Origin of the sequence: Peribacillus sp. NPDC058075, assembly GCF_042885195.1 — a bacterium.
Classification (GTDB): domain Bacteria; phylum Bacillota; class Bacilli; order Bacillales; family DSM-1321; genus Peribacillus.
Window position 1 is genome coordinate 14,792 of the sequence record NZ_JBHVSL010000004.1, and the last position, 24,267, is coordinate 39,058.

Annotated in this window: 18 protein-coding genes; 2 read left to right on the forward strand and 16 right to left on the reverse strand. The window is 37.3% G+C overall.

Going from position 1 to position 24,267, the window contains the following annotated elements; all coding sequences use genetic code 11:
* Positions 1-53 precede the first annotated feature (53 nt).
* The 16 genes from ACFVS1_RS22645 to ACFVS1_RS22720 form a co-directional block, all read right to left on the reverse strand.
* Positions 54-1,145, reverse strand: coding sequence for a sugar ABC transporter substrate-binding protein (locus ACFVS1_RS22645; RefSeq protein WP_387550723.1), 1,092 nt, complete (start codon positions 1,143-1,145; stop codon positions 54-56).
* Between the two features lie 46 nt (positions 1,146-1,191).
* Positions 1,192-1,998, reverse strand: coding sequence for a sugar phosphate isomerase/epimerase family protein (locus ACFVS1_RS22650; RefSeq protein ID WP_387550725.1), 807 nt, complete (start codon positions 1,996-1,998; stop codon positions 1,192-1,194).
* A 935-nt stretch (positions 1,999-2,933) separates the two neighbouring features.
* A complete protein-coding gene (locus tag ACFVS1_RS22655) occupies positions 2,934-3,923 on the reverse strand; it encodes a sugar ABC transporter substrate-binding protein (RefSeq protein ID WP_387550728.1) in 990 nt (329 codons plus the stop codon).
* Between the two features lie 30 nt (positions 3,924-3,953).
* The gene (locus tag ACFVS1_RS22660; protein ID WP_387550731.1) at positions 3,954-4,943 is read right to left on the reverse strand and encodes a sugar ABC transporter substrate-binding protein; all 990 of its coding nucleotides are present in this window, start codon (positions 4,941-4,943) and stop codon (positions 3,954-3,956) included.
* Positions 4,944-5,577: 634 nt separating this feature from the next.
* The gene (locus ACFVS1_RS22665; RefSeq protein WP_387550734.1) at positions 5,578-6,591 is read right to left on the reverse strand and encodes a zinc-binding dehydrogenase; all 1,014 of its coding nucleotides are present in this window, start codon (positions 6,589-6,591) and stop codon (positions 5,578-5,580) included.
* Between the two features lie 192 nt (positions 6,592-6,783).
* Positions 6,784-7,782, reverse strand: coding sequence for an ABC transporter permease (locus ACFVS1_RS22670; RefSeq protein ID WP_144551387.1), 999 nt, complete (start codon positions 7,780-7,782; stop codon positions 6,784-6,786).
* 4 nt (positions 7,783-7,786) lie between these two features.
* Positions 7,787-9,340 (reverse strand): sugar ABC transporter ATP-binding protein, encoded by a 1,554-nt coding sequence (locus tag ACFVS1_RS22675; RefSeq protein WP_387550738.1) that lies wholly within the window; start codon positions 9,338-9,340, stop codon positions 7,787-7,789.
* A gap of 504 nt (positions 9,341-9,844) precedes the next feature.
* Positions 9,845-11,053 (reverse strand): MFS transporter, encoded by a 1,209-nt coding sequence (locus ACFVS1_RS22680; protein ID WP_387550741.1) that lies wholly within the window; start codon positions 11,051-11,053, stop codon positions 9,845-9,847.
* A 185-nt stretch (positions 11,054-11,238) separates the two neighbouring features.
* Complete coding sequence (locus ACFVS1_RS22685) at positions 11,239-12,657, reverse strand: sugar porter family MFS transporter (protein WP_387550743.1); 1,419 nt, start codon at positions 12,655-12,657, stop codon at positions 11,239-11,241.
* A gap of 339 nt (positions 12,658-12,996) precedes the next feature.
* Positions 12,997-13,914: a myo-inosose-2 dehydratase gene (gene iolE / locus ACFVS1_RS22690; protein WP_387550746.1), complete on the reverse strand. Its 918-nt coding sequence runs from the start codon at positions 13,912-13,914 to the stop codon at positions 12,997-12,999.
* Between the two features lie 73 nt (positions 13,915-13,987).
* A complete protein-coding gene (iolB, locus tag ACFVS1_RS22695) occupies positions 13,988-14,794 on the reverse strand; it encodes a 5-deoxy-glucuronate isomerase (protein WP_387550748.1) in 807 nt (268 codons plus the stop codon).
* Between the two features lie 22 nt (positions 14,795-14,816).
* Positions 14,817-16,682 carry a 3D-(3,5/4)-trihydroxycyclohexane-1,2-dione acylhydrolase (decyclizing) gene (iolD, locus tag ACFVS1_RS22700; protein ID WP_387550751.1) on the reverse strand — a complete coding sequence of 622 codons (1,866 nt, stop codon included), beginning with the start codon at positions 16,680-16,682 and terminating at the stop codon, positions 14,817-14,819.
* Between the two features lie 23 nt (positions 16,683-16,705).
* Entirely contained in the window at positions 16,706-17,707 is a 1,002-nt protein-coding gene (gene iolG / locus ACFVS1_RS22705; RefSeq protein WP_387550754.1) for an inositol 2-dehydrogenase, read from the reverse strand.
* Positions 17,708-17,753: 46 nt separating this feature from the next.
* The gene (locus ACFVS1_RS22710) at positions 17,754-18,956 is read right to left on the reverse strand and encodes a diphosphate--fructose-6-phosphate 1-phosphotransferase (protein ID WP_387550757.1); all 1,203 of its coding nucleotides are present in this window, start codon (positions 18,954-18,956) and stop codon (positions 17,754-17,756) included.
* A 208-nt stretch (positions 18,957-19,164) separates the two neighbouring features.
* On the reverse strand, positions 19,165-20,187 hold the full coding sequence (locus tag ACFVS1_RS22715; protein WP_387550760.1) for a LacI family DNA-binding transcriptional regulator: 1,023 nt from the start codon (positions 20,185-20,187) through the stop codon (positions 19,165-19,167).
* A 58-nt stretch (positions 20,188-20,245) separates the two neighbouring features.
* The gene (locus tag ACFVS1_RS22720; RefSeq protein ID WP_387550763.1) at positions 20,246-21,247 is read right to left on the reverse strand and encodes a Gfo/Idh/MocA family protein; all 1,002 of its coding nucleotides are present in this window, start codon (positions 21,245-21,247) and stop codon (positions 20,246-20,248) included.
* A 332-nt stretch (positions 21,248-21,579) separates the two neighbouring features.
* On the opposite strand from ACFVS1_RS22720, the gene ACFVS1_RS22725 reads away from it, so the two are divergent.
* Positions 21,580-23,004 carry an NAD-dependent succinate-semialdehyde dehydrogenase gene (locus ACFVS1_RS22725; protein ID WP_387550766.1) on the forward strand — a complete coding sequence of 475 codons (1,425 nt, stop codon included), beginning with the start codon at positions 21,580-21,582 and terminating at the stop codon, positions 23,002-23,004.
* Between the two features lie 582 nt (positions 23,005-23,586).
* A complete protein-coding gene (locus tag ACFVS1_RS22730) occupies positions 23,587-24,201 on the forward strand; it encodes a hypothetical protein (RefSeq protein ID WP_387550769.1) in 615 nt (204 codons plus the stop codon).
* Positions 24,202-24,267: the final 66 nt, after the last annotated feature.

The following is a 24,267-nucleotide window of genomic DNA, read 5'->3' on the forward strand; positions in this document are numbered from 1 at the left end:
AATGGAAAAAGGTAAGAGAACCGGGTATGAAACACCCGTACAATCTCTAACGTTTATTGCTTCGGCCATTCACTTTTTGGAACGTTTTTATACACATCATCCATTTTGTGGAAACTGTCTTTGATAATAGTATCCATCATGTTTTCTTTCGTTATTGTCTGCACATCAATCAGGACACTTGGAACTTCTTTCGTTCCATTATCAGTTTTACCATTCACCTTAGCTTTAGCTGCTTCTTCATCCCCCTCTGCAAGAGAAAGCGCAAGTTTCATCGCAACGGTATTTAACTCTTTGAGCGGCTTATACACCGTACTTGTTTGTGTTCCTTCTGCTACACGCTGCACGCCTTCCAACGCTGCATCCTGCCCAGACACTCCAACCTTGCCAGCCAGTCCTTGTGCAGCTAATGCCTGAACTGCTCCCCCGGCTGTCCCATCGTTTGAAGCCAGTACAGCAACTACATCATTATCAGCTGCGGTAAGACCATTTTCTGTGTGCTTTAACGCCTCTTCCGGACTCCATCCTTTTGCCCATTGCTGAGCCACAATTTTTATGTCACCTTTTTTGATAAGTGGATTTAATATACTTTCATGACCTTTTTTAATTAAATGCGCGTTAAAATCTTCAGGTCCACCTAGAAGCCAGATATATTTTCCTTTTGGATATTTTTCAACCAGGGATTGTGCTTGAAGCTGCCCTACTTTGAAAGTATCGAAAGTAACATAGTAATCAAGATCTCCGTTACGTACAAGACGATCATAAGCAATTACGGGTACACCTGCTTCGTGAGCAACATCAATAACAGTTCCTGCCGATTCAGAATCCTGAGCTGAAATAAGCAAGACGTCAATGCCTTTAGTAATCATATCTTCTACTTGCTTTACCTGTTTTGAAGCATCCTCTTCCGCGGATTGAACCATAAGATCGAAATCATTTTTCTTGGCAAAGTCTTTGGCCATCTCTACTTCACGTTGCCAACGCTCCTCTTTTGTTGTTCCAACGGAGAAGCCAATTACAGTTTTACCGTCATCGTCCTTTGTCGCCTTATTACTCGCTGCCATATCTTCTTCACTTTTTATACAACCTGCCATAAGAACTGATGAAGCCAAAAAGATAGACGATAGAATTGAAAGATTTTTTTTCACAAACATACCCCCATGTTTTTTTATCCCTAATATATAAATTACGAGATTACGAGATAGTTGACTTTAAAATCTCTACGTCTTGTTTCAACAACGCTAAAGGATCTTCACCTAAATTTGATAATGGCTTTTGATCATAATAATTTTCTAAATGCACCCAGCCTGTATAATTCTTTTCTATTAAAACTTTTATCGTTTCGAAAAAGTTTGTATCTCCTTGCCCTAATAAAGCACCGCTTAATGCATTATTTCCATCTTTCACATGAACTTCGCAAATGTATGGATAAAGTTCTTTAACCATTTCAGCGGTATTATATTTTTTATTCAAATAGTAGTTTTGTGTATCAAAGTAAAGCTTCAAATTTTGCCGGTCGACTTCTTTAAAAAGTCTTTTGTTTTCTTCTATAGAAAGCAGGTTTTCTGTTGCAATGATTACCTCTGATCCTTCACATTTATCACAAGCAAACTTAAGGCACTTTACAACTCGTTGAAAGTCTTCTTCTGTTTTAATTTCTCCATCTAAAAAACTAGGAAGCATTACAACGGGAATGTCCATTTGTTCCGCTACTGAAATCGCTTTCAAAATTGCTTCGATCACAATATCCTTTTCTTTTGTTCCGTCAGGACGTGTCATACCATGCAAATCCAGCTCTCTTACCGCAAGAGATGTAAACGTTATATCATTTTTCTTAGCATATTCCTTGTATTTTTCTTGAACAGATGGCCAGGATAATTGAAAACCTCTTTCATAACTTCCAAGATCAATTTGTATTCCCTTTAGGTTGAGATCTCCTAAAATATCCATAGCTGCTGGTCCTTCTAAAGGAATAGACCAATGACAAACACCAATCTTCATAAAAAATTCCTCCCAAAATTATTCTCATTAGATTACTTGCCCAAATTCAAGAAAGCGCTTAACCTAATCGGCAAAAAAAGAAAAAAGAATGCTTTCATATGATACAATTTGTTAATAAAGGAGCTAGATATTCAGATAAAACTGATTTAAAAAAAGATTCTGCTTTTAGATAAAGCGCTTACCTATATTCGCCTGTCTATGCGTTTAATATAAACCAATTTTTAGAAAATTGCAATATTTTTTTATAATTCTCTTTTTATTAATTGCTTTATTTTGCGCGCCCTCAATATTTTCTTGAAACCTTCTTTTAAACTCTTTTATTATTAAATATTCTTTTTTACCTAAAGTTACGCATACTTGAATACTTTTAAACTTTAAAAGTTAGGAGACAGCCCCTGTCCTAAAATTAATCATGTATTTTACTTCATTATAAAAAGCAACCAAAACTTTACGGATTTGGTTGCTTTTTAGTGTTTATTATTTGCTTATTAAGCCTTTCACTTCTTTTAATTTTCCCTTAGCATTTTCTTCCGTTATTAACAAGTTCCTCTCTACTTCCAATTTCTTAATCGATTTCCTGTCCATTAATCACTTTAAGTTCGTCTTCAATGCCTTTTGTATGTCATATGATGGGGTTGTTGTGCAACAGTTGCAGTTAATTACCCTTTACAATTGACTCGAGTGCCTCACGACGACTGGTATTGACATATTTTGAGCTTTAAGGCTCTTAAAGCTCCCAATACCATTTCTTCATTTGCTGCAAAATACCATTTAAAGCTATCAGTATATTTTCTACTAACTAAACCGCTTTGTTCCAATCAAATCAGCTGTTTGGGATGCAAGTAATTTTTAAGGCCTTCTTTTTTTAACTGCATCTATATATGTTTTTTCTTTGCATTATCGTGATCATCACTTTTCTTCTACAACGAAATGCATCATTTTCCTAGGTTTCCATTTATTTTTTCAATTGCTTCCACTACATTTTCTTCAGTGATTACTTTTGCTCCTGAATCCATCCGTTTTTCTACCTTTTCACCTTTCACAGCCTTTACTGCTGCTTCAATGGCTTGGAATCCCATGTTATACGGATCTTGAGCAACATTTGCCACCATATCACCATCTTGTAATGCAGCAAGCCCATTTGGAGTTCCATCGAATCCAATAAGCGGAATATTTTGTTTTCCTTTGTTAGCAAGTGCTTTAGCTGCACCAAGTGCCATTTCATCTGAAGTAGCGTACACAGCTTTAATATCGGGATTCGCCGTCAAAATATTTTCCAAAATATTAACCGATTTCTCACGGTCATGTTGCGCATCTTGAACAATAAACTCAATGTCTTTGTCAGCCAAAGCTTCTTGGAAACCATTAACCCGTTCATCAAATGTTTGACTTCCCATTTGCCCTCTAAGAATTGCTACTTTATCACCGTCTTTAAGTAACTCAGCGATATGTTTACCAGCAAGTTGCCCGGCTTTCAAATTACCGGTACCAACGAATGAAACTTTATCTTTAAAATCTGCATCTGTATCGACTAGTACAACTGGTATGCCGCTTTGATCAGCATTGTTTAAAGCAGGGATAACAGAGTCGGGCTGGCTTGGTGCTACAACTAATGCATTTACTCCTGTTGCAATCTGATCTTCAATCATTTTAATTTGCTGCTCATATTGCGTTTCAGCTTGCGGCCCTAAGAAATCAACCTCTGCCCCAAGCTCTTTTGCCGCATCTTCTGCGCCAGCCATAACAATTTTCCAGTATTCAGTATTGAGCTGCTTTAAAACAACTCCAATTTTCAAGTTTCCATCTGAGCCAGCCTTACCACTTTCCGAATTTGAGGCTTCATTTTCTGAAGAACAAGCTGCTAGTGAAGCTAGAGTGAACATCATTGATATAAGGAGGATAAATTTATTCTTTTTCATTTTCATTTCGATTCCTCATTTCCAATTAATTTCTGATTATTTCCCTAAAAGCTCACTTAATTCTGAAAGTTTTTCCTCGCTATTTTCTTTTGTGATGACATCCAGTCCGCTGTCAATTCGTTTTTCGAGTTCTTCTCCATCTAATACTTTTAAAGCATTTTCAACACCTTTATAGGTCATATCATATGGTCTTTGGGCAACTGTAGCATAAACACCATCAGCATTTACGGATTCAACTGCTTCTGTGATTCCGTCAACGCCAACGATTGGAACCGACATATTTCGAGAAGTTGTCGCTCTTAACGCACCGAGTGCCATTTCATCATTTGCGGTAAAAATTCCTTTAATATCAGGGTTAGCTGTTAAAATATTTTCCACTGCTGAAACAGCTTTTACTCTATCATAGTCAGCTGCCTGAGATGCAGCTATCTCTAACCCTGCTTCTTTAGCCGCGTCCTCAACCCCTTTAACGCGCTCTTCATTTGTTGGAGTACCAAGTACCCCCTCAAGAATAGCAATTTTATCACCTTTTTTAAGCTGTGATGCAAGGGCTTTTCCTGCTTCTGATCCAGCTGTGTAATTGTCAGTTCCGATGAACGTTGTTTTGCCCTTCCAATTCACATCACTATCAGCAAGCAGCACAGGAATGCCTTTAGCTTTGTATTTTTCTAACACTGGTATAGCCGCATCCGACTGGCTGGGCATTACAACTAGCGCATCTAGGTCTCGATTCAACAAATCTTCAAGCATATTAATTTGCTTTTCTACTTCTGTCTCATTAGATGGGGCTAAAATTGTTCCATCGACACCAAGATCTTCAAATGCTTTTTTCGCTCCAGCTTCCATTAATTTAAAATATTCCGTGTTAAGCGCTTTCAAAACTACAGCTACTTTTGGCTTCCCATCTTCTTTGTCACTAGCCTCTGTTTTTTGTGTTCCTGATTCAGAATCTACTCCTCCATTGCAACCTGCCAATAGCAATAGCATTACACTGAATAATGTAAACAACAATTTTATGTTTCTCATTAACCAAACCCCCTCCGAAATATCAAGATATTTATTATTCCCTACTGCACGCATATGTTCATAAGCTAACTTAATAATCTATAAATGCTGTTTCAATGAGGCCGCAACACATTTTTAAATATTTTAATTATTTATAATAGCATCCCTCACTCTTTCATTTTCAGAAACAAGGGATGTCGTTTAAACTTAAAAAGTTGCTAATCTTACAAACTTTTACTTATGATTTCTGAAACATTTACCCTTGATTTTTGCAGAGCTGATTTCTCTATTGATTCTAGTACTACCTGATTACGCAACCCATCTTCAAAATTAAGCTTGGGCTTACTCCATTTACAATCCCATTCATAAATTCAAACATCAAATTAATTAACTTATGCTCTACTGGCCAATACGCATCTGCATAAGGGTGGTATTCCTCAGTACAATGATTTTGTATTTTGGTTGCCTCATGCTACCAATAAAAGAAGAAGAACCATCATTGTTACATTTATTCAGAAATACTTTTTAAATTTTGCCACTCAACTTCCTCCTGCTAAGAGCTTTTTAATTTGAAATCAAAGCTATAAATTAATTAAAGTTAATTAAGTTAAGACTAAATTTATGTAATTTAGTCTCAACTATACTTTTTACATATTTAATTTGGATAGACTACGATTTTGATAGCATCTCCCTTACCCATTATTTCCATTCCTTCATGTATGTTTTCTAGTGAAATCTTATGGGTAATAAGTACATCTAAATTTAGTTGGTTTGATTCTAAAATTTTAATTACTTTAGGGAAATCATGATTTTGAATAAATGTTCCTTTTACAGTAATTTCATGTCGTGTAATATCGTATTGTTTAATAGGCGGTTGAGCATGCTCATTCATTCCTACCAACAAGATCTGCCCGCCTTGGCGGACAAGATTCATGCATTGTCCAAATAATGAACCTACGCAATCAATTACGACATCAGCCCCTACTCCAGTAATTTCTTTTACGGCCTTTTGAACATCTTGGCTTCCTGGATTTACAAGATGCGTGGCACCTGATGAGCCTGCAACTTTTAGTCGATATTCTGATAAGTCAACACAGATAATTTCAGTTGCTCCTGCTGCTTTCAAAACCTGAGTAAATAATTGTCCCATTGGTCCCGCACCAATAATGACGACATTGTCACCTGGTTGAACTTTTAATTTTTCAGTGCCCCCAATAACACAAGACAGCGGCTCAGCCAATACGGCAATTTCGGATGGGACTGATTTTGAAATTTTATAAACATTTTTTGATGGAAGAACACTATATTTAGCCCATCCCCCATCCACAAAAATCCCGATACTTGAGCCATTTTCACATAAATTTTGGTTGCCTATCTGACAATAATGACATTCTCCACAAGTAATAGTAGGATCTATAACTACACGATCCCCAACCATTACATTTGTTACTTCTTCACCAATTTCAACAATTTCTCCTACATATTCGTGTCCTTGGATAACGCCAGGCGTAGCTGGGTGTCCCGGAGGATCTGCTAAAATGTGGACATCCGTGCCACAGATACTTGCTGCTTCAACTTTCACCCTTACATCCCGATTGAATTTTAAAGCAGGGACTTCTCTTTCTTGTAATACTAAACTGCCTACTTTTTCGAATACTGCTGTTAACATACTTCATCTCCTATTCTTTAAAAGCCATTTAAAATTTAGAAATGCACTTGCACCAGGCATACATATTAATAAAAAATTTTTGTTTGTAGTAGGCAGATGCCTGCACTTCAAATCATAAAATAAACTTCCTTTTAAAAAACTGAATCAGTTTATCCTGGACCCATTTATTCTTATTAAACAATAGCTTACTCACTATTTTTTTGCGGAGCGACGACGGAGAACATCTACAAATACGGCTGCAATAATAACCGCGCCAATCACGACTGTTTGTAAGTCAGATGATGTTCCAAGCAAGTTAAGACCGTTTCGGAGTACTGCAATGATTAATGCTCCAATAAGTGTCCCCCATACGGTACCTACCCCTCCTAAGAAACTAGCGCCACCGATAATAACTGCAGCAATGGCATCAAGTTCATAGGATAATCCAGCAATTGGTGAAGCTGAATTGGTACGGCCAATCAATACAAGGCCTCCTAAAGCTGCCATAAATCCACTCAGTGTGTATACAATTATCAAGATTCTATCTACTGGAATACCTGATAGACGTGCTGCTTCAGGGTTTCCACCAATCGCATAGATGTATCTTCCGGTAGATGAGCGAGTTAAAAATATGTGAAAAAATACATATGCAATGATAACTAACAAGAAGCTAAATGGAATTATCCCGATATTTTCTTGGCCAACAAAATTTAGTAAGTAGGGAAATCCAAATATAGGAGAAGCCCCTGTAACAATTAGGGCAAGTCCACGGAATACATTCATCGTTCCCAATGTTGCAATAAATGGGTGAGGCAATCGCAATTTCGTTAACAAAAGGCCATTTAAGGTACCTGCCAAGGCTCCCACTCCCAGACAAACAATTACACCGAGAATAGGGTGCATTCCCCATGTAACAGAAACCATCCCTGCAGTAATGATTGAAAAAGCTAAGATAGAACCAATCGATAAATCAATACCTGCTGTTAAAATCGGCAAAAGCATTCCAAGAGCGAGCAGAGCGTTGATGGACGATTGTCGAGCGATATTCATAACGTTGTCTACTTGAATAAAGCTTGGTGATAAGAGCGCTAAAATGATACAAAGGCCAATTAATCCAAACAAGGCACCAAATTTATTAATAATGCTTTTAAAGTTTGTGCTTTTTTTGACTTGAGGGGTTACTGTTTCCAATGTATTTGCTGGTTGTGACATATAATCAGCCTCCTGTAGCCGCTTTCATTATTATTTCTTGATCTGCCTCTTCACGTCGTAAATCCCCAGTAATAGAGCCTTCGTGCATCACTAGAATCCGATCACACATCCCTAGTATTTCCGGGAGTTCAGAGGAAATGATAATAACACAGGCACCCGCTTCTACCAGATTGTTAATGAGATTGTAAACCTCCACTTTGGCACCAACATCTATCCCACGCGTTGGTTCATCAAAAATAAATACTTTAGCTCCAGTAAAGAGCCACTTTGCAATAACTACCTTCTGTTGATTTCCACCACTTAAATTACGTGCCAATAAATTAATATTATCTGGTCTAATTTTAAGATCTTTCACATATTGATCAGCTACTTCTTTTTGTTTTTTCGGATTTATCAGTCCATTATTTTTAACTTTTTGAAGCTTGGCAATGGTTTTGTTGAAGATGAGTGACTGATCCAAAAATAGCCCTTCTTCCTTGCGGTCTTCTGTAATAAAAGCGATGCCCGCTCGAATGGCGTCTCGAGGGCTTTTAATTTTTTTCTCTTCTCCAAATACAAACACTTTTCCATCAGCAATAGAATCAGCTCCAAAAATCCCTCTAACCAGCTCTGTTCGGCCAGATCCTACCAGCCCTGAGAATCCTAGTATTTCACCTTGATAGGCTGTAAAATCAATCGGATTAGACTCTGGGCTTAGTTTAAACCCTTGAATCTTGAATCCTTCCTTTCCACGTACAAATTCTTTCTTAGGAAATTTATTGTCAAGAGTCCGGCCAACCATTAAAGATATCATTTCATCTATACTTGTGGTTGCAACATGGACCGTTTTTACTTTTGTTCCGTCTCGTAGAATGGTAATACGATCACCTATTCGTTTGATTTCTTCTAATCTGTGGGAGATATAAATAAATGTCATACCTTGTGCACGGAGTTTTTCTACGGTTGTCAGCAGCTGTTCAGCTTCTTGGGCACTTAAACTTGAGGTTGGTTCATCCATAATGATTAACTTAGCATTTAGGGAAAGCGCTTTAGCAATTTCGACTAGTTGCTGTTGTCCAACTCCTAAATTGCCCACTAATTCGTCCGTATCTACTTTTTGTCCGAGCCGTTTCATTAATGTTCTTGCTTCTTCTTTCATCTTTGCTCGGTCAAGCAATGAATACTTACTTCCCTTTTTCATTTCGTGCCCTAGAAAAATATTTTCCATTATAGATAACTGAGGTATAAGGTTTAACTCTTGATAAATGGTGGCGATACCGGCATCAATGGCATCTTTGGGTTTTGAAACTGGGAGTGTTTTTCCCTCCCAATGAACTTCCCCGGTATCTTTTGTGTATGCACCCGTTAAAATTTTAATGATGGTTGATTTTCCGGCGCCATTTTCGCCTAATAGTACATGAACTTCTCCCTTTTCTACATCCAAATTAATATTGTGAAGCACCGGGACCCCTGAAAAAGATTTACTAACATCCTTCATCTTAAGAATTGTCTTCATTTCTTTAATAATAACGTTTTTTCCTAAAAAAGGATCTTTCACGTCGTTCAGTTCTAAAGACATCCAGTTCCCTCCTAACCCATCTAATCGAGTAGATTATTTTGTTTGCTTCTTTTAACGCCTACAGGAGTTTTTTCTTTATTAAGTGCCAACATTCTGCTTTAACCTTTAACTTTACTGGATATGTCCAAATAGTCCTCCCTTACCCTTAAACTCTAGGAAAGCGCTTAACTTTTATTGGTAAGCACTTTCTTTGACAATTTTAGTATAAAACCATATTCATTCAATTTCAACACTTTTTTAATTGAATATTCAGTAATTTCATTGAGATTAAAAAAACTTATATTCTCTTGTCATTATAATAAAGTTCCATAACCTTATAAGACGGTTATTTTCTTTTCACAAGCAGTGGCCTCGACATGAATATTATCGGGATTTTTAAAAATCAAAATAATTAATCATCAAGAAAGCAACAAAATAAAATAGCTCCTGCAGAGTGCTGAAATGTTCATATAATTTTATATTAGATAGTGGTCCAGAAGGTCTTAGCTAAGAAGCTTACATTGTTTATGCATCGGAGTTGTCAAATTTTGTCCGTGAAAACAATAAGACTAATACAACAGCAAATAAAGCAAGCCCTCCAGTGAAAATAAAAACAGTACCCAAGCTGCTATTTTCAGTAATAACACCTGCGATTAGTGGACCAAGAAAGATGCCAATTGCATAAAATGACTGAAAGAATCCCATTGCAGACATTTTATATTCAGTTGGACTGACGTGTATGACTTCACCCAGCAGAATTGGAAAAATGAATCCGAGGAATAGACCTATCAAAATATGCATTAGATTAAAATGAAAAATTGATTCGGTAAACGGAATTGCAATTAAAGAGCCAGCTGATAGGAAAAAACATATAGCAAGTACAATTTTATTATAATGCCTATCCAGCTTAAAAAAAACAAAGCTTAAAGAAGCAAGGGAATGTGGGATAAAAAAAGCACTGGTTAGCCACATAAGTGACTGTTCTTTCATCCCTAACTCTGCTGCATACATAGGGCTAAATCCAAAAATCGTGATAAATAAAACTGCATGGGCAATTAACGATAACAGTGTTAGCATTTTTAATTGTGGTATTTTAACCGTTTTTTTTAAGTAATCAACGGGCTTTTCAGGCATAGAAATTGGATTATGCTTCACTTCTCTGATATTTAATGCAAAGTAAATACCTAATATTGAGGCTGCAGCGCCCACCCAAAATGGAAAATTCCAGCCTAAGTGATGAACCAGCCACCCGCTAATGGCCATACTGACGAATTGCGTTGCTACTGTTATAAACTGTATAATACCCATTGCCTTTGATGCTTGATCCGCGGTGAAATATTGAGAATACAACACTGTGGCCATGACCCACATAGAAGCAGTTATACCAACCAGGAGGCGGGCAGTTAAGACATAGAAAAATGAATCAAAATAAACGAGGATTAGATTGCTTAATAACGCTGCTATAAAACCAGCAACTAGGAGTAACTTACGAATGTTTTGAAGGAAGTCAGATAAAACCCCGAGCGGAAAACGCAGCAAGATTTGAGTAATACCGTAGCTTCCAAAAATAATGCCAATTGCCGAAAAGGTCAACCCAATTGATTGTAAGTATATGCCAAAAACAGGTGCATAAATATAAAATGCAAACCAGAAACAAAAAATAGCTGCTAAAAAGTTAAAATGATCCTTTGTAAGGATAACTGTAGTTTTTTCTTTTATTAATGGCGTTTCCAAATCACAGTCTCCTCTCCTATTGTTAAGCGCTCTCTTAAATTACTCCTTTTTACGTAACATAGCTAGAATCCATTGTCTTCAATAATAATTCTTCTGTTACAAATGAAATAGGTCAATTAAAGTTAAAAAAGAGAACTACTAAGTTCTCTTTTGAAATAGTAATATCTATTACTTTGAGGTTATTACTATGCTCGTTTCTTATCAATATACGTATTGTGATTTATTAGGTCTTTTCCATGGTTACGGAGTTGGTGCTCCAATTGTTCAAGTGTAAGCCCGCGTGTTTCTGGGAGGTATTTTTTCACGAAAGTGATGGCCAAAACACCGAATGCAACAAAAATGTAGAATGTTCCGGATAAACCAACTTTTGCAAGCATGATTGGAAAAAATAATCCAACACAGAAGTTAACAATCCACGAACCAAATACAGTAATACCCATTCCAAACCCGCGAATTTTGAGTGGGAAAATTTCAGAAATCATTAACCATGTTACTGGAGAAATTGCTCCTTGTTGGAATGCAAGGAATGTAACTGTTAATGAAAGGACAACATATGGAAGTGAGCTAGAACCTTCTAAAACACTTGACAAGATAGCCATTAATAGTAAAGCTGTTGTTGTGCCAATAAGCCCTACTATCAGCATTGGCCGGCGTCCGACTTTCCCTAACAGCCAAATGCCGACAAATGTGGCCAGGACGGAGATAACCCCGTTGGCAATATTTCCAATAAGCGCCGCCTCTGTTGCAAAACCTGCATCTTTTAGTATTTCTGTTCCATAATACATGATCGAATTAACACCGGTAATTTGTTGTACGACACCGATTCCGATACCGATAAATAATATACGTCGAACCCAAGGTATAGTAATACCCATCAAACCTGTTTGTTCCATATCTGATTCTTCTGCAAATGTTGTCCTAATTTCAGCTAACTCTTTTTTAGCCCGGTCTTCTGTACGAATCCGTTTTAAGACAGTTAATGCCTGTTCATTTTTCTTCTTTGAGACGAGCCAGCGTGGGCTTTCCGGCACACGAAGCATACCGATAAATAAGAAGATCGCCGGAACAGCTGCAATTGCTAACATATAACGCCATACATGTTCATTGTGTCCCATGGTGTTACCTAGAATTGCATTACAAACAAAGGCAAGAAACTGACCGCTGACAATCATTAATTCATTCTGTGTAACAATGCGGCCGCGGCGTTCTGCTGGAGACATTTCAGCTAAATAAGCCGGAACAGTAACAGAAGCACCACCAACCGCAAGACCAAGAAGGAAGCGGGAAATAATCATAACTGTAAGGTTTGGGGCAAACGTACATCCGAGAGTGGCAATGAAAAAGATAACTGCCAGCATTAAAATATTTTTTCTTCGCCCATTATAATCTGATAACCGGCCGCCAAATAACGCACCAATTGCTGCTCCTAATAAAAGCGAGCTAGCCACAAGACCCTGTGTGTAAGACGTTAAACCAAATTCTTCTGTCATGTATGGGAGTGCACCATTAATGACACCAGTATCATAACCGAATAGGAGTCCTCCTAAGGTTGAAATTATGATTATTTTGCGTAAAAATGTTGATTGTCCTGCGTTATTATTCATTTTTCTGTACACCTCTTATTGTTTCGTCACGAGTGAAAGCACTGATTCCCCAATTTTTAAGGAACTTAAAAAGACGTAAGCGAGTAGGTTGCCGGTGGATTCAGATAAATTTCAATAATATGGTTATTATTTAGATGTCAGGAAGCATGCGCTAACAATTGTTAAACCCTCTCCCCCATTGATTAATCTCTTTTGCACCAATTAATTTATCATGGATGAAGCGCTTTCCTTTTAATTTTAAAAATTCACCTGCAAATTTTTCTTCTTAAATTTGCAGGCTATGTAAGTGATAATTATTAGTCTGAATACTTCATTTACCTAACTTTTACTTTACACAAGTCATTTGGCGACCTTTTTAAAAAGGCTTTCAATATAATCTTTTGATTTCTTTGCATATTCATAAGGATTGCACTTTAAAGGATCCTGTTCCCCTTCAATTAGAGCCCAGCCGTTATAACCCCGTTTTTTTAATATTTCGAAAACAGATGCGAAATCAAGGCATCCATCCCCAGGAACTGTGAACATGCCATTACTGATGCATTGCTTAATTGTGTATTTTTCAGCTCGAGCTGAATCAAGCACTTTCTGACGAATATCTTTTAAATGAATATATTGTACTCGATCATAATATTTCTCAAGCAATTCAACCGGATCATTCCCACCGTAATAACCATGGCCTGTATCATATAATAGAGAAACAAGATTTGGATCACTCATTTCCATTAAACGCTGAATTTCTTCTGGCTGTTCTACAACCGTCCCCGCGTGATGGTGATAAACAAGCGACATCCCATACTCATTTGCAATTTCTCCTGCTTTATTCAAGCCTTCCACCATGTATTTCCAACCGTCTTCATCTAATTGGCGGACTTCCGTTTCATCCTGTCCGCGCGTAAGATCTTGGTTCAGCATTGATCCGCCAATCTCAGCTGTACTGATAACCTTACATCCAAATTTTGATAAAAACTCTGCATGTTCACGATAGGCTTTTAGTTCACTTTCATGTCTAACTGGGTCAGAAAAATAGACGGACTTCCATTGCGTAGTAAGCTGTAATCCGTATTTATCTAAAGCTTTTTTGAGTTCAACTGGATCTTTCGGAAATTTGCGGCTGACTTCTGTTCCTTTGAAACCCAAAGAAGAGATTTCTTCCATAACTTGCTCGTACGTATAAAAGTCACCATGTTCTAATACGTCTTCTCCAACCCAGTTAATTGGGTGAATGCCTAGGTTAAAGGGAATTAGGGATTCCGTCATCTTAATGCCTCCTTAGTGTCAAAAGAAAGGGTGAAGCGCTATGAAACACATATTACTTTACCCTGTTGTATTTTTATTGTGTTACCCATTCATGGTCTTTATCAGGTGTAAACTTCCATGATCTTATTGGACCCGCCATGACATTCAAGTAATATAAATTGTATCCTGGAGGTGCAGACACAGGATGATAACCACCTGGCACAAGGACAACATCTCCGTCTTTTGCTACAATGTTTTCGTCCAAAGTTTTGTCATCTGTGTATACTCGTTGCACTGCAAAACCATTTTCAGGCTTATCAATACGGTAGTAGTATGTTTCCTCTAAATAAGCTTCTTGAGGATAATTATCTTCATCGTGTTTATGAGGTGGATAGCTAGACCAGTTGCCTTCTGGTGTAAATACTTCAAAAATAAACAAGCTGTCTGCTGGCTGATCTTCTGGAATTATATTATGAATTTCACGTTGAACGCTTCCAGCGCCGCGTTTCGCTACTCCTACATCTTGAGGAGTAATTAATCTTGCTTCATGAGTGCCTTTGCCAGGCGCTTTACATACAGCAATTTCTAATGTTGTTAAAGCTTCTAGTTTAACTTGGTCGCCACTTGGGATATAAACTGTATAAGCAGGAATATTATCAAAAACGCTCATTCGTTTTCCAATGTTGTCCCATAACTTTTCTTTTGTAGATGCATTTGCACGACCTGATAAAATAACAACCGCTACTTCTTGATCTTTTGTTTCTTGTTCAAATGTCTGGCCTTCATTTAATTTATAGACTTCAAAACCTACGTATTTCCATCCTGCTGATTCAGGTGTGATGTTGATTAAATTACCGTCCCGGCCAACTTCTTGGTTTGGTTTCACTAATAATTTAGACATTTTTTTCCTCCCAAAAATTTAATTAATACTTACGCGCAGTTGCAGCTTTTTCTTCCATAGCTTTGTGTGCTTTTTGTACCTTTTCATCTGTAGACACTTCTGCAACTCCTAAACGCCACCATGACTCATATCCTGTTGTGCAAGTGCCAGGAAGAACTTTAATATCAATTAATGTAGAAACTGTTTCTTGTTTTGCTTTTTCAAGGGCATCTTGAAGTTCTTCAAGTGTATGGACCGTATATCCTTTTGCACCCATTGAACGAGCATTTGCAGCAAAATCAATTTCTAAATATTCACCAGTCAGCTTGTTATCCTCTTCTGAGCGGTAGCGGAATTCATTACCAAACCCGTTACTTCCCTGACCTCTTTGAAGATTATGAATACATTGGAAACCATTGTTGTCTAAAAGAAGCACTGTGATTTTCTTGTTTTCCTGAATACTTGTCACAAGTTCAGAATGTAGCATTAAATAACTTCCATCGCCGACAAGTGCATATACTTCCTGCTCAGGCACAGCCATCTTAATTCCTAGTGCTCCCGCAACTTCATATCCCATACAAGAGAAGCCGTATTCCATGTGATATGTTTTTGGAACTGTATTTCTCCACAGGCGGTGTAAATCCCCTGGCATGCTTCCAGCTGCTGCAACAATAATATCTTTTTCATCAATAAATTTATTGATATCGCCCAGTACTCTTGTTTGTGCAAGACCATCAGGATGTTCAGCAGAATAGTAATTGTCAACTTCTTGATTCCAATTTGATTTCAACTCTTCAAGACGGCTTTCCTCATGACTTGATTTGTATTCTTGTTTCTCAAGCTCTGCTGTTAACAATTCTAGACCTGTTTTTGCATCAGCTACTAGTATTTGCGCATCCAATTTTAATGCATCCATCGAGCTAACATTAATATTCAAGAATTCAACTTCTGGATTTTGGAATGCTGCTTTTGATGATGTTGAGAAGTCTGTCAATCTTGTACCGACACCTATAATCAGGTCTGCTTCTTTTGCAAGAATGTTAGATGCTAAAGATCCAGTTGACCCAATACTGCCCATGTTCCTATTATGTTTCCAAGAAAGAGCGCTCTTTCCAGCTTGTGTTTCTCCAACAGGAATGTTAAATTTCTCTGCAAAATTACTTAATGCCTCTGTAGCGAGTGAATAATGGACGCCTCCGCCTGCAATAATGATAGGATTTTTCTTTTCAGAAATTAGCTTAACTGCACGCTGTACTGCAGTTTCAGAAGGTGTTCTTCTTTCGATATAATGTACACGCTTTCTAAAGAACTCTTCCGGATAGTCAAAAGCTTCTGCCTGTACGTCTTGTGGCAAACATAAAGTGGCTGCGCCTGTGTCAACAGGATCTGTTAGAACGCGCATAGCATTTAAAGCAGCTGTCATGAGTTGTTCAGGGCGTGTAATACGATCCCAGTACTTGCTTACTGGCTTAAAAGCATCACTTGCTGCTACTGTATAATCAACAGGACTCTCGATTTGCTGTAAAACTGGGTCAGGCTGACGATTTGCGAAATTATCACCTGGCAAAAGCAATACTGGGATACGGTTGACTGTCGCTGTTCCAGCACCCGCTACCATGTTTAATGCCCCTGGACCAACAGAAGTTGAACACGCATAAATTTCAAGTCGATTTTTTTGTTTTGCATAAGCTGTTGCAGTATGAACCATACCTTGCTCATTTTTCCCTTGAAGATATACCAATTCACCCGTATGATTTTCAAGAGCTTCCCCCATACCCGTTACGTTACCGTGTCCAAAAATACCAAAAACGCCTTTTACAAATTTTGTTTCCTTGCCATCAAATTCTACATATTGATTGTCCAAAAATTTTAATAGGGCCTGAGCCATTGTTAAACGAATTGTTTTCATCTTTCATTTCTCCTTTTTATATATTAAAGATAGACCTTTTTGCTAGTTTTAAATGAATCCGTTGCGGCAATCGCAATCTCTAAGGCTATCTTTCCATCTACTTCATTGATAAGAGGAACTTTCTTTTCTAGTAAACACTCGATAAAGTGCTCAAGTTCTAATAAGAATGCAGCTTTAAACTTTGATGGAAAACTTGGAATATTATCGTGGTATGACCCTTTATTAGTAAGAATTATATTATTATGGTTTTGAAGAGATCCTATTTGGATAGCCCCCTCTGTTCCAACAACCTCTCCTCTAATATCATAACCAAATGTAGAATTGCGGCTGCCTTCAATATCTGCTAGTGCACCGTTTTTAAATTGTAAAACTGTTACGCCCTGATCTACATCCCCATATTTCTTCATAAATGGATGAACCAGAACAGTGCCGTAAGTTTGAACAGATTCAACCTCATCTCCAACTAAGAAACGAGCAATATCATAATCGTGAACACTAAGATCTAAGAATATTCCGCCACTTGTCTTAATATAATCTTCTGGTGGAGACCCAGGATCCCGGCTCAATCCTTTAAAATAAAGAGGTTGTCCAATGTCACCGTTTACAATTCTGCGTTTTGCTTCAGCATAAGAAAAATCGAAACGACGCATAAAACCAACTTGGCAAATTACGTTATTTTTTTGGATAGCTTTAATTACTTCATCTGCTTCTTCTAGTGTTTCTGTAAGTGGTTTATCTACAAAAATATGTTTTCCGTGCTTAGCTGCTCGTATGATAAGATCAGCGTGTGTTTTAGTAGGTGTTACAATTATAACAGCATCAATCGTTGAATCTTCAAACACATCCTGTGGATCTGTCGTCCACTTTTCTACACCTAATTCGCGTGCAGCCTTTTCTGCACTTTCTTTTCTTGATGCGACTACCGTGACAAGTTCTGCTCCTTTAATACGGCTTGCAATATTTTCGGCATGAACATATCCTAGCCTGCCTATACCAATTATTGCGCAACGGATTTTCCCTTCCAAATTAACCCCACCTTTACTAAAAATAATAATTTGATAAAGCGCTTACTTAAATAATTCGCTGATATCTCGGAAGCCCATCTTGTGTTGGAACAAACATCTCACCCTGAATTAAAGGAGAGGCATATTCCTTAAATTCTTTTACCATTGTACATTTATCCGAATTATACCATTCGATTGGTAAAAACCGTTCTTTCCCAGCTACTTCTGACAATTCAACTGATTTATAAGTGATATGATAATCATCATTTTCCTTTTCTCTCTCTAATGCCACCATAACTCCATTGTACTCCATTTGAGCAAGCATCCACGCTTGTTTACCTGCTTCATACGCTTCGTTTACATCCGTTTTTGAAGCAAACATCATACTGCTTCTTTGCCAAATGCTTGGTTCAATGCACCTTGTTTGAATTCCTGACTCTGTTTCAATAATTTCTTTTAGGAATGAGGAAACACCGCCTAATTTCGGACGCCCTAAAACATCTTCTTTGATGTTGCTTCCTCCAACAAGATTCCCGTTTGTATCTTTAATTCCTTCAGATACTATAATGATAGAATTTCTCTTTTCATTATAAGCTTTAGAAACCATTTCAAGGCATTTTCCCATTTCAAATGGACTTTCAGGTATATATATGGTTTGCTGACATTGACTTTCTTCAGTATCAGCTAATGAACATGCTGCAGCCAACCAGCCAGTATGCCTGCCCATTGCCTCTAGAATGGTTATTCTATTGCTTCCAGGATAACTTTCCATATCCATTTCAATATCCAATACACATGTTGCAAGAAATTTCGCCGCACTTCCAAAACCCGGTGAATGATCTGTACCATTTAAATCATTATCAATAGATTTTGGCACTCCAATTACTGTTAATTCATATTTCCGAGCTCTAGCGTACTCTTCAACCAATTTTGCTACACTCATTGACCCGTTTCCGCCAATATAGAAGAAGTATCGAATATTATTCTTTTTTAAAATTCTAATAATTTCTCCGAAATCTTCTGGAGTTAATTTGTATCTCCAGGTTCCTAAAGCTGCACCTGGTGTACGACGCAATTGATAAAGATCTTTGCTATTCATTTCATGTAACTTTGTGAAAGTTCCATTCAATAGGCCGTGCAACCCACCTACAGCACCAAAAATCTGTCCACTAAATTGACTTTTGAGGGCTTCATCAACAATGCCGACTATTGAATTATTAATGACAGCTGTTGGACCTCCAGATTGAACAATCATACAATTACCATTCATTCTTGGTCCCCTCTCTTTTAGTTAAGTAGCGCTACGCTGCATTTATGTATTCCATTTGGTTAAGCGCTTTACTTTCTGTAATTACCATTTTATTTAATTATTTAGAAAAATGCAACTTTTTTATTTATTTTTTAAAATTATGACTAAGTGAAAGAGTATCCCGGAGCCTAAAGTATTAAAATAAGCTTCCGGAATGATCATTCTTCACTTATAAATTCAGATGAATTATCCGTTCATTATTGTCTTTTTCTTTTGTTGATTCTCTGATTACAAGTTCCGGCAACAAAGTGAGCCTTGTTTTTTCCTTATCACCTTTTATCATTTTAATCATAAGATTCACAACTTCCTGACCCATCCGTTGTATTGGCTGGGCTATAGTAGTCAAAGGCGGGTCGACAATGCCTGCAATCATGGTATTATCAAAACCAACAACTGATAATTGATCAGGCACTTTTACATTTTGCGCTTTTGCAGCTTGAATAGCCCCTATTGCTAATAAATCGTTGCAAGCAAATAAGGCAGTGGGAGGCTTTTTGCTTTTTAAAAATTCTTTTGTAACTTCTTCTCCTGCAGCTATAGTGGTATCTTCTGCAAATTTGAAATCCGGTATTTCTAAACCATTAATTTCCATAGCTTCTTTGTATCCTCTTAAACGCTCTCTGTTACTCCAAACATCACGGGCAATAATACCAATATCTTTATGTCCTAAACCAATTAAATAAGTTGTGGCTTCAAAACCTCCCATGAAGTCATCCACTGCTACTGCATTTACAGGGAACATTGGAAAATCACGTGCCACTATGGCAACTGGAATGTCTTCATTCATTAATTGTTCGACTTGTTTTAACTTTTCAAACCCCGACGCCAAAATAAACCCATCTACACTTTTCTGTTTTAGAAGAGATATATATTTATTCTCTTTTTCAATCAAATAGTCAGTATTACATATCACTACATTATACCCTAACTCATTTGCGCGGTCTTCAATACTTCTAGCGAGCTCAGAAAAAAAGGGGTTAGCCAAATCAGGAATAAATAACCCAATAGTTTTAGTTTGCTTACCCATCAATGCAGATGCGATGAGACTTGGCTGATAGTTTAATTCTTCCATCACTTTATACACTTTTCTTTTGGTTTTTTCACTAATTCTTCCATTTTTATTAATTACTTTTGATACTGTAGCTATTGATACATTTGCTTCTTTTGCCACATCGTAAATTGTAATTTTCATATCCCACCACCCTTTCTTTTTATATTATTAGCATTTTATATTAAAAAAGATTTATCCTTTAAATTTTTGTCAAACTAGAATTATTGTAAAGTGATTTGTAGCTTATTTCAAGATAACGAGACATTTCAACCGACTGTTCCATATTGTATATCGGCTTTTCCCCTTCTAAAATACAGTCTTGGAAATGTTCAATCTGATTTAGATATTGATCATCTTCAAAAGTTTCTTTAATCGTGACTATTCCATTTTTATCTTTTACAACTAATTCGCCTCGCTTCTCTACAGACAAATCTGGCCGGAAAGAAGAATTAAGTGTAATCGCTCCAAGTTCTCCTATTATTTCGTATCGATCTAAAAAGGGAAGCTCCATGGAAGCTGTAATTGTAGCCGTACGTTCCTGCTCATCAATAAGAACACAAGTAGAGGTTAAATCAACACCTGGATTATCTGGACGCACATTTTTTAGACTCCCGGTCATGGAAACGTTTACCGGCTTAAAACCAATAATCTGTGTAAGTGCATGAAATCCATAACAGCCCACGTCTCTCATCGCCCCTCCCCCAAGTTCTGGGTTTAATCTAATATCATTTTCATCAGGGAGCATCCAGGAAAAGTGTGCCTTTAAATGACGATATTCACCTATTATTTTGCTTTCTAGAAGTTCTTTGATACGCTTGTGTTGCTTATGAAATTGATACATAAAAGCTTCCATCAGTATTACATTACTCGATTCAGCCACTTCTTTCATATTATACATTTCTTTTTCAGTTAGTGCTGCCGGCTTTTCGAGTAATACATGTTTTCCTTTTTCCATTGCTTTTATTGCCCATTCAGCATGAAGAGAGTTTGGGAGAGGAATATAGATAGCATGAATATGTTCATCATTTATTAATTCTTCGTAACTAGTAAATACATTCTCAATATGAAAGCGCTTTGCTTTTTGAGGCGACTTAGTAGCAATTCCTTTTACTATTGCTCGGCTTGATCGGCGTAAAGCCGGAACGACTTCATCAAAAGCGATGTTTGCTGCACTCATAATTCCCCAGTTAACCATTTCCATCAATGTATCCTCCATTTTCAATAAGTTTATCTTGCAATACTTAAAAACATAAATTATGATATAGTTACAAATAAGTTAAGCGCTTTCCTTTAATTATAAACATTTTTCTGATTTTTTCAATTTTTATTTTGTTTTTAAAATAACTCTTAAAGGCGTTTGTAATATTAGTAAGCCAGTTTATTTTTCAATATAAAAATCTTATTTTGTTAACCATAAAACTACTAAAAAACTTATTTATCTCATTCTCTTATTTGACGTTTTTGCTTGATTAGTCTGAGAATGGGGGTAGTTAATACTGGTCAACACACTAGAAAAAGGAGAGGTAAATTTCTATGAAAACTTGGAAAATGTACATCGATGGCCAATGGATTGAAACTGAAAAAACAATTGAAGTCAAAAACCCAGCTACACAAGAGGTGATAGCCACTGTTCCTGATGGAGGTGCCGAGGAAGGTAAAAGAGCGGCAGATGCAGCAGCTAATGCGTTTAAAACTTGGTCTAAAAAAACTGCTGGTGAGCGTTCTGAATTATTGATGAAATGGTTTCATCTTGTTGATGAGAACAAGGAAGAGATTGGCCGTGTCATGACTGAAGAACAAGGTAAGCCTTTACAGGAAGCCATTGGAGAAGTTAATTACGCTAATAGTTTTATTTCCTGGTATGCTGAAGAAGGCAAAAGAATTTATGGAGAAACGATTCCTTCGTCCCATTTGAGTAAGCGCTTACTCATTATAAAGCAGCCAGTTGGTGTTGTAGCTGCTGTTACCCCTTGGAATTTTCCAGCTGCCATGATTACACGAAAAGTAGCTCCAGCTCTAGCAGCCGGTTGCACAGTGATTGTGAAACCAGCCAAGCTGACACCACTTACAGCCCTAAAACTTGTTGAGTTGGCTCATGAAGCTGGCATTCCTAAAGGAGTAATCAATGTTGTAACTGGAGATTCAAGATCAGTAGTAGGTGCTTGGATGGATGATAGTCGAGTACGTAAAATAACTTTCACAGGATCAACTGAAATTGGGAAAGTTTTAATGAAACAAGCAGCTGATACCATGAAAAAAGTTTCTCTTGAACTTGGTGGCCACGCACCATATATTGTGACCCAAAATGCTGATATTGAAAAGGCTGCTAAAGGATTAATTGGCTCAAAATTCCGTAATGCCGGCCAGACCTGTGTATGTGCTAATCGCATTTTTGTTCACGAATCGATTGAGAAAGAGTTTACAGAAGTCTTTAAAAATGAAGTAAGTAAGTTGAAAATTGGTAACGGATTGGAAGAAGGTGTCGAGATTGGTCCTCTTATTGACGCTGACGCAGTAAACAAAGTAAAAGCTCAGCTTGAAGATGCTAAGAGCAAAGGAGCTGTCCTAGAATTAGGTGGCGAAGAATTAGCAAATTCTAAGGGGCATTTCATTACACCAGCTGTACTGACAAATGTAACAGATGATATGGAGTGCATGTTCGAAGAGACTTTTGGCCCTCTTGCTCCAATTACAACTTATAGTACAACTGAAGAAGTTATTGAGCGTGCTAACAATACTCCATTCGGCCTTGCTGCATACATTTTCTCTGAAAATATTTCAGAGGCTGTTGAAATTTCTGAAGGTCTTGAATATGGAATCATAGGATTAAATGATGGACTTCCTTCTGTTGCACAAGCACCGTTTGGCGGCTTTAAAGAAAGTGGCCTTGGTCGCGAAGGTGGACATTGGGGATTGGATGAATTCCTGGAGCTTAAATATATTTCACTTGGTCTTTGATATGCTTTTTGAGCGCATCCCCGATTTGGGATGCGCTTTTTAGCATACTGACTTTATTTTCGAATCCAAAACTTATATTCTACCGAGGTTTTTAGTGCATTATACAAATATAGATTATTTCTTTTGATAGCGTCTTTAGGCTATCCAAGCGCACAGGAGTAATTCTCTCTAATCGATTAAATTAAAAATTACATCTCTATTAGAGGAAGATACACCAAAATAATCCCCTTGTAAGCCAAAGGGTCTATCATCTTTCATTTCTATTGTTTATGTATAATTTTATTCAGATAAAAAAGGATAAGTTCACTAAGTCCTCCTCCGGTATTGGCCCCACCTACGCCAGATACTATGACAGCCACACATGCCATCCAACCCATTTTCATTATATTGGAGAGCGCTTACATTCCCGAGGATTACTAGAAATCCTTATTCTACGATTTATTGTTGCATGGTTGTTCCTCTGAACAGGGATTTATGATGTAAGGGTATTTGGTAATTCCGTTCGAAATATCGGAGGGAATTCACACCAGAATGTAGAATAGGTGAATTAAGAGTGATATCAGCGTGAAGGGAATGTGAATCATGAAAATCAAGGAAATATTGGACGACCTATTGATAACCGGAAATACCATAGCCAAGATCGCAAAAGAGAAAGTTCATATTGGTGAGAAGAAGTTAAAAGAAGCTTTACACAATGCTGGATACGAGTATCGAAACTCTGGTCAAAAGGGCTGGCACTATGTAGGTGAAGGGGAAGAACCTCTTTATACATCAGTGTTTGAGTTCATCAAATCTAAGAATAGTCACCCTAAGGTGAAACAGACTACACCTATACACGCATTCAATGTGAATCAAAGTTCACACGACACGAAAAAGGATTCACATCCTATTCCCCTCGATGTGAATAACGTACGAACTCAAGATAAAAGTTCGATTCACACGGAATTCACACCAGAAGAAAGAGCGATTCTTAGAGATTTAATAAGAGAATATGTTCTTAACGACCAGCAAGATAGTCATGGAGATGACTTGTATCAAAGGGTAGTGACTTTAGAAAAAGGCAAAAAGGTACGGAAGACGATTGTCATAAATGAGGACGTTGGGGTTTTGCTGGATAGCTTCGCAGACCAACAGAAATTCAATAAATCCGATCTTATTGAAATTGCTATCCTCGATTTGGTTAAAAAGTACAAATAAAAGCCCTCTCCAATACATGCTGCTACTTTCTTAGAATACTTGGGACATCGATGGTTTTCTTTTTCT